General features: G+C 38.4%; 5 protein-coding genes. 3 read left to right on the forward strand and 2 right to left on the reverse strand.

The genetic code is table 11. The features are described from left to right. Positions 1-18: 18 nt before the first annotated feature. Positions 19-2,268, reverse strand: a complete 2,250-nt coding sequence (locus AC1WHX_RS00845; protein WP_303116740.1) for a GH92 family glycosyl hydrolase — start codon at positions 2,266-2,268, stop codon at positions 19-21. A gap of 32 nt (positions 2,269-2,300) precedes the next feature. Next, entirely contained in the window at positions 2,301-4,301 is a 2,001-nt protein-coding gene (locus tag AC1WHX_RS00850; protein WP_303116737.1) for a glycoside hydrolase family 2 protein, read from the reverse strand. Positions 4,302-4,498: 197 nt separating this feature from the next. Here AC1WHX_RS00850 and AC1WHX_RS00855 point away from each other — a divergent pair, with 197 nt between their 5' ends. From AC1WHX_RS00855 to AC1WHX_RS00865, 3 genes are all read left to right on the forward strand, one after another. Continuing rightward, positions 4,499-8,494, forward strand: a complete 3,996-nt coding sequence (locus tag AC1WHX_RS00855) for a hybrid sensor histidine kinase/response regulator transcription factor (protein WP_303116735.1) — start codon at positions 4,499-4,501, stop codon at positions 8,492-8,494. A gap of 38 nt (positions 8,495-8,532) precedes the next feature. Continuing rightward, positions 8,533-9,570: a glycoside hydrolase family 43 protein gene (locus AC1WHX_RS00860; protein ID WP_122337780.1), complete on the forward strand. Its 1,038-nt coding sequence runs from the start codon at positions 8,533-8,535 to the stop codon at positions 9,568-9,570. A gap of 217 nt (positions 9,571-9,787) precedes the next feature. Continuing rightward, positions 9,788-11,812, forward strand: a complete 2,025-nt coding sequence (locus tag AC1WHX_RS00865; protein WP_278584911.1) for a T9SS type A sorting domain-containing protein — start codon at positions 9,788-9,790, stop codon at positions 11,810-11,812. Positions 11,813-11,859 lie beyond the last annotated feature (47 nt).

Raw genomic sequence — 11,859 nt, forward strand, 5'->3', positions numbered from 1 at the left:
ATGTTATTTTTAGAGTGTTTATAAATTCGATGGCTTATCGGTCATAACGAATCGTATTGTTTCGGCATTGATTAAATCAAAATAGTTGATGAATGGTCGGTTCAACTGTTTGTTGTCAATAAATATTTCACGAATATATTTATTCTTTTCCGAAAGATTTTCCGCTTTTATCGTTAATGTTTTATTTTTCCCGTTTACGTTCAAAGTTATCCGGGTTTCAGGGAACTGCGGCGCTCCTATCGCAAACTCGTTGCTTCCGGGTGTTACAGGATAGAATCCCATAACTGAGAAAATATACCATGCCGACATTTGTCCGCAGTCATCATTCCCATTTACTCCGTCGGGGGTATTACGATAATTGATACGGGTATGTTTGCGTATTAATTCTTGTGTTTTCCAAGGCTGTCCGCAATAATTATATAAATAAATATAGTGATGTCCCGGTTCATTATCGTGACGGTAGTGGTCTTCATTGAAGTTTCGGTCGAGTTTCGCTACAAACGCATCTTTTCCGCCCATCATTTCGATCATTCCGGGAATATCTTGAAGAACACAAAACAGATAAGTCCATTTTGATCCTTCGGTAAATCCGTGTCGGTTATGATCATCCAGATCGATCCATTCTCCGTTATATTTGCGGGGGAGCATAAACCCTTTTTCTGTATTATAGATGTTTTTGTAGTTTTGAGACCATTGCATGAGGGATTTATAATCATCCATTTTACCCATTTCTTTTGCTACTTGTGCGATACACCAATCATCGTAAGCATATTCTAATGTACGAGATACCGATTCGGCTGTTTTATCGTCGGGTACATATCCGATTGTGTGATAAAAACTGGCACCTGCTCTTGCCTCGAAAGAGGTCCATCGGTCGCGGTCTCCATAGCGCCTTTGTGTATCGCAGTCTGGTGGAACCATAGCATTTTTTCGCATAGCTTCATAAGCCAGATCGGTATCATAATTACGTATTCCTTTCATATATGCGTCTGCAATAAGGGCATCGGCATGTGTTCCTATCATAATGTTCGTATATGAAGGATTCGGCCACATTGGCATCCATCCGCCTTCTTTATACATTTGCAGAAGTCCGGTAATCCAATTGCCTGTCAATTCAGGTTCCAGCAATGTCATAAGCGGATGAAATGCACGAAATGTATCCCATAGCGAATAGTCATTGTAGGAAATTCCTTCGTGTACTTTGTCATCGAAAGCACTGTAATATTTACCATATTCCGAAAATTCACGAGGAAATAAGTAACAATGGTATAATGCAGTGTAGAAAATACTTTTATCATTATCTTCGATGCCGGAGACTTCTATCTTCGAAAGTTTATCGTTCCAAGCCTGTTTTGTCATTTGGCAAAGCCGATCGAAATCCCAGTCGGGTAACTCTTTCTCCATGTTGATACGGGCTTGTTCTAAACTGATAAACGATGTAGAAATTTGTGCTAAGACTTGTTCCTTATTAGCGGTGGCAAATTCTACGTATGCACCCATTCGAGCTCCGGTTTGTTCTGTTTTCCCTTTAAAAATCTCAGATTCGCTCCATGTTCCGAAATTTTGTATTTTTTTGTTGAAGCGAATGATAAAATAGCCTTTGAAATTCGGTAGTTCAGGACCGATTTGCGCAGCCTGCCGATCGGGATTATAGCCGACAATTTCGTTTTTATCAGGGTCGATTTTGATCCATCCTTTTATTTTTTGCAGTCGTGGTCCGTAATCATTGCACCAATCATTGAGTTTTGGATTCAGATTGATTCCTTGTATGATCAGACGGGCATTATTACTTTTAGGAAATGTAAAACGGAATAAAGCACAGCGACTTGCAGCGCTTATTTCGGCCTTGATATTCTTTTTATTTTCTGAAGGCAGGTTTACAGAATAGTAATAAGGTGTTGCTTTTTCCTGCTTATGGTCGAAAATTATCTGTCTATCTTCTGGCAATACTTTTATTTTTTCTCCTATTTGCGGCATCAAAGAGACGTAGCCGTAATCTCCCATCCATACGGTCGGTTGGTGGGATGCCAAAAATCCCATGATAGATTTATCATCATAAACGTAAGCCATGGTCCCCATTTTGTTTTCGCGGGTTTGCGGCATAAATTTAGTCATGGCGAAAGGTGTGCCGACAAATGGAGATGTTCCGCCTTCTCCTTTCAGTGCAGTTCCAATCATCGGATTGACATAATCAACTGCACTTTTCTTTCCTGAGCAAAAGAAAGAAACCGATAGCGAAAGCAGAATAAGGAAAGATGTCTTCTTCATGTTGTTGTGTTTGATTATTAATATTGAGAATTTCAGTTTTTCAAGATCCATTCACATTGGTCTGTTATGGTTTCTTTATCGAATGTTCCGGTTACGCGGATTTTATTTTTCCCGGGTTGTAATCGGATGTTTTTCCAGATAAAGATATTGTGATCTCCGCTATTTCCAGCATATTTCATCCCGTTTACGTATAGAGTGATATCTGAACAGTTCGAGTATATTTTTATATCGGTTTCCGGTTCTGTCCGTTCGATATGACGTTTGCTCGTAATATGTAGGACCGGTTTTTCCGACCAGTTTGCTTTATAAAAATAAAATGCATCTTTCGGAGTCTTTCGGTCGTATGTAACTAATCCTTTGTCATTCATACCATAAGTATCTCCTTCTTTCCGTCCGCCGCTGGCGAAGTCGAACATGTTCCAAACAAAAGAACCCCAAACGAAGTCTCTTTTATCGATTTCTTTATAATTTCCTTCATGAACGATCGCTTGCCATTCTTCAGGATGAAAATCCCCTTCGCATTTCGGAGCTTTCTTCATTCGCTGTTGATGATGCTTGATGCTTGCTCCAGCTCCGTATTCACTGATGCAAACGCCTCTTTTTTCATCTTTTTTCCAATCGATCGACGCTCCCATTGTCTCAGGTTCAGCCCAGTACCAGCCCGGGTATGTGTTGAATGCCATGATATCGGTAATCGTGTTCTCCGGTCGTCCTTCGATGTTCGCTGCTGCTACGGTAAGGCGGGTAGGATCTTCTTTGTGTGCGAGATCGTTCAGCTCTGCAACCAGTTTTTCCGGATTCCCTTTTTCCAATTCGTTGAAAAGACTCCAGCAGAATATCGAAGGGTGATTGAAGTTTTGGCGAATGAGTTCGGTCAATTGTTGTTTCAGATTTTCTTCAAATGCAGTCGATTCAGTTCCATTTCCTATAAAAGGTATTTCGGCCCAAACCAACAAACCTTCTTTATCACATAGAGAATAAAAGTAATCGGAGTGGGGATAATGTGCAAGTCTTACTCCGTTTGCTCCTATTTCTTTGATGAGTTGCATATCTTCTTGGTGATCTTTTTCACTGATCGCCCAACCTTTTCCGGGTCGGTCTTGATGGCGGTTTACCCCTCTTATCTGGTAAGATTTCCCGTTCAGGAAAAATCCTTTTTGGGGATCGACCTTAAAATAACGTAGTCCTGTATACACCGATAAGGTATCAATGACTTTTTTCCCTTGTAGTAACTCACAGAAGAAACGATATTGGTTTGGAGCCGCTTTCCCGTTCCATAAAATAGGGTTGTCTAAATATATTCTTTGATCGATAGCTACCGTGTTTTCCGAAGCTCTGATTTCTTCGTTCTCTGAGGTTGTTACGAGTTTACCGGTCGGATCGAAAACAGACGTGCGGAGTCGCAGTTTTTTATTCCCGGATATATCCCCATCGATTTTTGTGGTAATATCTATGGTTGCTTTATGATCCTGTATTTCTGTTTGTTTTATATAAATCCCCGATGAGGCGTAATCAAGCGGTGTTATACATGTTTGAGGAAGAATGAGAAGAGATACGGGACGATATATGCCTCCGAATATAGTAAAATCTCCGGATAGAGGAGCTATATCGGGGTTGAGAATATTATTGGCCTTAACGATCAGCTCGTTGTCCTTCTTTTTAAGATATGGGGTGATTTCGAAGCAGAAGGCATTGAAAGCCCCTTTGTGATTACCGAGATATTGTCCGTTCAGGAATACATCCGCTTCTTGGCTGACCGCTTCGAATCTGAGGAATACACGTTTTTTTTTCGTGTTTTTAGGCAAATCGAAATTATATCGATAGGTTCCTTTGCCTCGATAATAATCTGCCGTTGTCCCGTCTTGTGCATTCCAGCTATGTGGGACGGTTACATGTTCGACTTGAGATGAAATCTCGGTGTCGCCTTTAAAAAATTGCCACTCTCCCGATAGGGAAATCCGATCTCTGAGTTGAGCGGATGATTGAATAATTAAAAATGTAAATAAGAATAAAGATAACCTGTATTTAAGCATAGTATTCAATATTTAAATTATATTACAAATATAGAGTGAATCGATAAGTGTTCTTGTAATAGGAGTGTCAATTTTTGAAAGATTTGTTTCATTTATACCGTAATGAGGCGTTTGAGATATTGTAATTTCGACCAGATTGTTATTTTTTGGAATATATGTTTGTTTTTTTATATATACATTTGCGAAAAGCAAAATTTATGAATACCATGAAGAGGTATCTTTTAGGAATAATTGGTTTGTTAAGTCTGATTACCTTGCAGGCTCAGGATTATTCGTTTAAATATTATTTTACCATCATAAACGGTCATGATGGCCTTTCACAGACCGATATTAAAGCTATATTACAAGATAGCGAAGGCTTTATGTGGTTTGGAACCCGGAATAAATTGAACCGATTCGATGGAAATTCCATTCAGGTATTTGATTGTTACGATTCTATAGCTAACAAACGAAACAATAATATTTCGTCGCTTTATGAAGATAAAAATAAACATCTTTGGATAGGTACGGATAAGGGAATCTTTATTTTCAATCCGGTTTATGAGACTTTTACTTTTGTCAATGACTCGACAAAGAGCGGAATAAAAATGAAAGATTGGGTGTCGGATATAAGGGAAGATGCCGACGGAAATATCTGGATTGTTTTACCTAATCAAGGTTTATTCCGCTATGATAGTGACGGGTTGGTGCATTATCCTTTCGGAGATCCTAAACTTCCCGATCAAGGTAATCCTCAATGTCTCTGTGTAGATCGAAGCGGACGATTATGGGTAGGGACAAATGGTAAGGGTGTTTACCTTTATAATAGGGAGAATGACAAATTTACCCAATATTTGGGTGATAATTCCGGTGAAACCTTGTTCGGAGAGAATATTTACAAAATGTGTGATTACGGCGATGAGTTGGTAATCGGAATACATGAAGGAAAGTTGAGAAAACTGAATAAGCGAAAAAATATTTTGACAGACGTCAATGCTCCTGAAGTACATTATAAGATTATTCGTGATGTAGCTTGTTTTGACGATGAATTATGGGTGGGAACTCAGTCGGGCGTTTATGTTATTAACGAATTAAAAAACAAAATATCACATATCTATAATGATCCGATGTGCTCTTATTCATTATCTGATAATCAGATCGGACGAATTTATCGGGACAGAGAAAACGGTATATGGATCGGAACTAATTTGGGGGGAGTGAATTACTGCCCTCAAAGAGGAATAGAGTTTACAAGACATATACCTTTGAGTAGACCCTATACGATCAGTAGTAAACGTGTGAGAGAGCTTGTGGAAGATGAAGAAGGAAATATATGGGTCGGTACAGAAGATGCCGGCATCAATATTTATGATCCTCATACCGGTGCATTTAAGAAAATAGGAAGGGATGTAGGATCTAAATCGGTTTGTGAGAAGTCATTGGCTCTTTTGGCCGATAAAAATTATATATGGGCGGGATCTTTTAAGAATGGTCTTGATATAATCGATCGGAGAAATTTCTCGGTCCGTCATTATTCCGGAGAACAGTTGGGATTGAATGAAGCCAGTATATATGCTTTATGTGAAGACCGTAAAGGTAAAATCTGGATCGGTAATGCTTGGGGGGTATATGTCGGAGATAAAAAAACTATGACCTTTACCCGACTACCTCAATTCGAATTGAGCTATATATTCGACATAATAGAAGATTCTGACGGATATATTTGGGTAGCGACAATGGGAAATGGCGTTTATAAATATAATCCTGAGGATAGAAAAATCAAGCATTATATGCATCGTGAAGGAGATGATGTAAGTTTGAGCTCTAATTCTGTTAGCAATATTAAGGAGACTTCTTCCGGAGAAATTTGGTTTTCTACAGATCGGGGAGGGGTATGTCGATATAATAAGGCAGAAGATAATTTTACGACATTTTCTGAAAAACAAGGATTGCCTGACGATACAGCGTATAAGATATTGGAAGATAAAAATCGTAATTTGTGGTTCGGGACTAATAAAGGATTGGTAAAGTTTGATCCCGAAACAGGGCAGAGTGAAGTGTTTACTACCGATAACGGCTTGCCGGGAGACCAGTTTAATTATAAATCGGCATTTGTGAGCTCGTCGGGGATATTCTATTTTGGAAGTTCTGAAGGTTTGATTTCTTTTGATCCTTATCAGATGCAAAAAAATAGTTGTATACCTTCGGTTTTTATTACGAAGTTGTTGATTGGAAATAAGGAGGTTACACCACGTTCAGAAAATTCACCTTTGCAAAAGAGTATCTTATATACCGACAAGATAACGTTGAATTATGATCAGGCGAGTATCGGTTTTGAGTTTGTGACATTGAGTTATGTGTCTCCGTCGGCTAATGTGTATGCCTATAAAATGGATAATATCGATGATGATTGGGTATATACACGTGATAATCATAATGTTTCTTATGCGAATATTCCTCCGGGAAAATACACTTTCCGGGTAAAAGGAGCTAATAATGACGGATTGTGGAATGAGAGCGGAGCTGTAGTGGAAATAACGGTTTTACCTCCTTGGTGGAAAAGCCCGTTGGCGTATGTTATCTATTGTTTTTTGGCTGTGTTGATATTTTATTTATGGTTCCGTTGGTATAAGAGCAGGAGTGAAATAAAAACAGCAGAAAAACAGCAGTTGTTTGAAAGTGAAAAAGAGAAAGAGCTATATAGTTCAAAAATCGATTTTTTTACACATATTGCTCACGAGATACGTACACCGGTAACTTTGATTAACGGACCGTTGGAATCGATGTTGGAAATGAATATTACCGATCCCGAAATAAAAAAGAATCTTCAGATAATGAGCCGGAATACTTCGGAACTGTTGGCGTTGATCAATCAGTTACTGGATTTTAGAAAAATGGACGGTAATCAAATGCAGATGAATTTTGTATCTCTGAATGTCGTGGATATATTGAAAGATGAGTATCAACGCTTTGAAGCAATGGCTTTATCGGAAAATCGGCATATGGAACTTATTTTACCGGAATTCGATATTTATGTTTTGGCAGACCGTAGTTCTCTTATAAAGATCTTGAATAATTTATTTTCGAATGCAATCCGGTATTCGGATGATAAGATTATAATAAAAGTTGAACCGGGAGAACCTGATTTTAAAATTGTTTTTTTAAATGACGGACAATTAGTACCTGTTGAGTTGAGAGAAAAGATTTTCGATCCGTTTTATCAAATGAAAAAGGATGCGAATGCTCTTTCGAGTTCGGGTATCGGTTTATCGTTAGCCAGATCTTTGAGTGAGCTTCATCATGGCTCTCTTATTCTTGAAGAACGGGATGAGATGAATTGTTTTGTACTGAGACTTCCTGTGGCGCAAAATGTAGAAAAGAGTGATACATTATCTTTGAATGAAGACTTTTTGCCGGAAGATAGTGTCATAGATGATGAAAAGCAAAATACAGAAGTAGTTCTCGTCGTGGAAGATAACGTAGAATTGCTTCATTTTATGGTGGATAAATTGAAGCAACAATTTATCGTAGAACAGGCTCAGAATGGTGTCGAGGCTTTAAAAATATTAGAAGAGAAAAATATTGATCTTGTTGTTTCCGATATAATAATGCCTGAAATGGACGGATTTGAACTTTGTCGGAATATTAAATCTAATATCGAGTTCTGTCATATTCCGGTCGTTTTGCTCACGGCTAAAAATGATTTGGATAGTAAGATCGAAGGGTTGAAGATGGGTGCTGATGTATATATAGAGAAGCCTTTTTCTTTCCAGTATTTATTGGCTCAGTTGACGTCTTTGTTCGATAATAGGAAGAGGGAGAAAGAAGCATTTATGAGAAAACCTTTCTTGCCGGTTACTTCTATGGGAATGAGTAAAGCCGATGAGGAGCTGATGAATAAGTTGATCGGTATTATAGAAGATAATATAACAGATCCGAATTTTGGGGTAGAGCGATTATCCGAAATAGTTTTTATGAGTCGTTCGAGTCTTCATCGTAAAATTAAAGTTATTGCCGGAACTTCTCCGGCCGATTTTATCCGGTTGATCCGTCTTAAAAAAGCAACGGAACTAATCATTGATGGACGCCATAGAATAGGTGAAATATGTTTCCTTGTCGGAATTAATTCTCCGTCGTATTTTATAAAATTATTTCAAAAACAGTTCGGTATGACACCAAAAGAGTTTGAAAAACAGCAGCGGCAATCTTCTTAGCCGTAGCGTAATTATTAGACACATGTAATCTTAAAAATATGAAAAATTTTTGTTTGTTATTAGCATGCCTATGTGTATGCTCGGTTTTCTCGTGCTATGCTCAAAGTATTATGCCGGGAAAAGAGTGGAAAGATACGGATGGAAATCCGATAAATGCGCATGGTGGAGGTGTCTTGTATCATGACGGGACATATTATTGGTATGGGGAGTATAAGGGTGAGCATACATATCGCTCTCCCGGTGTTGATTGGGATTGTTACAGGACCGAAGCTGGCGGTGTCTCATGTTATTCTTCGAAAGATTTATATAATTGGAAATTCGAAGGCATTGTATTGGAACCGGATACACTTAATCCTCATTCCGACATCCATCCATCCATGGTTATAGAACGTCCGAAAGTCATATATAATGATGAAACCGGAAAATTCGTTATGTGGATGCATATAGACAGTTATAATTATTGGAAGGCAGCGGCTGGTGTTGCTGTTAGTGATTCTCCTACCGGAAAATTTACATATTTAAGATCTATGCATCCTAATGGACAGATCAGTAGGGATATGACCTTATTTAAAGATGATGATGGGAAGGCATATCATATTTATTCGTCAGAAGGAAATGCAACTCTTTATATTAGTTTGTTGACTGATGATTACTTAGATCATTCAGGGACTTATACGAGAAATTTCCCGAATAAGTTTAGAGAAGCTCCGGCCATATTTAAGAGAAATGGTAAATACTATATGGTTACTTCTGGTTGTACAGGATGGGATCCTAATGAGGCGGAGTATGCTGTGGCTGAATCGATATTAGGGCCGTGGAAAGCTGTCGAAAATCCTTGTCGGGGGAAAGATGCCGATAAAACTTTTTACGGACAAAGCACTTTCATTTTGCCGGTAAACGGGAAGAAAGATGGCTATATAATGATGTTTGACAAGTGGAATAAAACGAATTTGATCGATTCGAGATATATTTGGTTACCAATCGTTTTTGAAGGTGAAAATCTCACGATTCCATGGATGGAGGCTTGGAATTTAGACAATATGGATTTCCGTTTTGTCGGTGAAAACCGAAAGTAGGATTTAATCTTCTATATATTGGATTGGGAGTCTGTCTAAAATTTCCGATAAGAAAATTTAGACAGACTTTAAGCACTTAAAAATAGTTGTAGGGGTAAAGTATAGCTTTATTAATTCGAGATTTCTATTTATTGAACGATTTGTGCTATAAAAAAAGATAATGAATAAGTATCTTTATCGTGATAATTTTATTCTATGTCAATAATAAACTAACATCATGAAAAATAGGTTGATAAAGGAAATTTTGCTATGGGGCGGAATTTTTTGTAGCCATATGCTGTTACAAGCTCAGGTTGCGGGAGATGTTGCGAATGTGAAATTTGAAGAAGTGGAGAATCCTGTCCCTAAACAGGCTGCTGTAGGCGGCAATAAAGGAACGAATCCTGCCGGTTGTTTTTATCATGCAACATATACCGGAAGTGCATGGGGAGATTATAATAATGACGGGTATTTAGATCTTTTTTATAGTGACAAGAACGAGCATATCCATGCATCGAAAATCCAGTCTAATTTTTATAAGAACAACGGGGACGGTACATTTACCCGACTTGAGTCTCCTTTTGAGGGTACGGCATTTTCTTGTCCGGTATGGTTTGATATGAATAATGACGGTTTGTTGGATCTTCTTCTTCCGGGTTTGAATGATTGGAACTATGCCTGGTTGGATGGGGATACTCAATTTGATCAAATAAAGACTCATTTGTATATCAATCGAGGAATAGCTTCTGACGGGACAGTTACTTTTGAGGAAATTCCTGAATCGGAGACGGGGATATTACCGATATATAATGGTAAAACCGGAGGTAAGGGGCATAATTGGGTTTCAGTCGGCGACTATAATAATGACGGGTATGTCGATATTATTATGACCGGTTTCGATGATTGTGCACGTCCTGATTCGGAACATCCTGAGGATGCCGTAAGGGTTGTTTATTTGTATAAAAATATAAATGGAGAGCGTTTTGAGTTACAATCATCTCCGTTGAAAGGCGGAGGTGCGTTTCATGGAGAGACAGACGGTAGTGTTTGTTTTTCTGATTTGGACGGTGACGGATGGTTGGATATTATGTCTTCAGGATACGGTCTTTCTCGAAATTCGGAATTGCATATTTATTGGAACAATGGAAACGGAACATTTACAGAAAGTGACCAGACCTTCTTGGGGGTAAATGATTCTTCATGCGGAATTTGCGATTTGAATAACGACGGTTTGCCCGATCTTGTAGTTCCTGGATATTATTTTAATACTAAAACCAAGCAGTTTTATTTTTATAAAAATCTCGGTGATCGAAAATTTGAAAAAGTCGATGTGGCAATTTTGGAAGGGATCGATGGCGGACAATTATCTTTCGGGGATGTAAATCAGGATGGTCTGACCGATATTTTGGTCGGAGGACATGGTGCGGAGCATGAACACACGACTTGGTTGTATATCAATCAAGGAGACTTTGATTTTGCTGTATATGGAGCACATTACGATGATCCGTTTGGTAAAAAAGGACATTTCAACCGGATAACACATGGAAGTCACCATCTGATCGACTATGATAATGACGGATTTTTAGATGCTTGGTTGATGGGATGGTCTAATGGAGAGTGTTCGAATGGTTGTGAAGCGAAGTTGTGGAAAAATATAGCTTCGACAAAAGGTGTAAAATCCAATGAAGCTCCTGCTGTTCCTGCAAATCTTGTTGCTTCTTTTGATAAAAGTACGGATGTAGCTACGTTTACATGGAGTGCACCGACAGATGATGTGACTCCGTCTGCAGCATTACGATATAATTTTTATCTTCGTGAAAAGGGTTCTGATAAAATATTTATGACTGTCCCGGCAGATCTTCAGACCGGATTTGTGCGGGTGGGAAAAATATCGGGCGAGCTTATCCGATGCTCTTATCAGATGAATATTAAAGCTGCGGGAGAGTATGAGTGGGGAGTGCAGGCTATCGATAATGGAAATAAAGGAGGAATATTTGCAACATCTACGTTAAAAGTAGAGGAAGTGAGCGGGACAGATGCCATTTCTAAAAATGAGGATATTCGGATGTGGAATGTCGGAGCTTCTCTTTATTATGCGATCGAAGGAGCTGGAGAACTTACACTATTTAATACTAACGGAGGAATCGTTTCTCAAAAACAGATTTATCAATCTGGTAATTTTGAGTTACCTGGAAAGGGTATCTATATCGTTATGATCAGAACTGCCTCTTCTGTAAAAAGACAGAAGATAAGTTTTACCTAAAGTAAGTTTATTATTTTGTGTAGTTCCTTTTATAAATAGAAGGAAAT

It is taken from the genome of Coprobacter sp. (assembly GCF_982436375.1).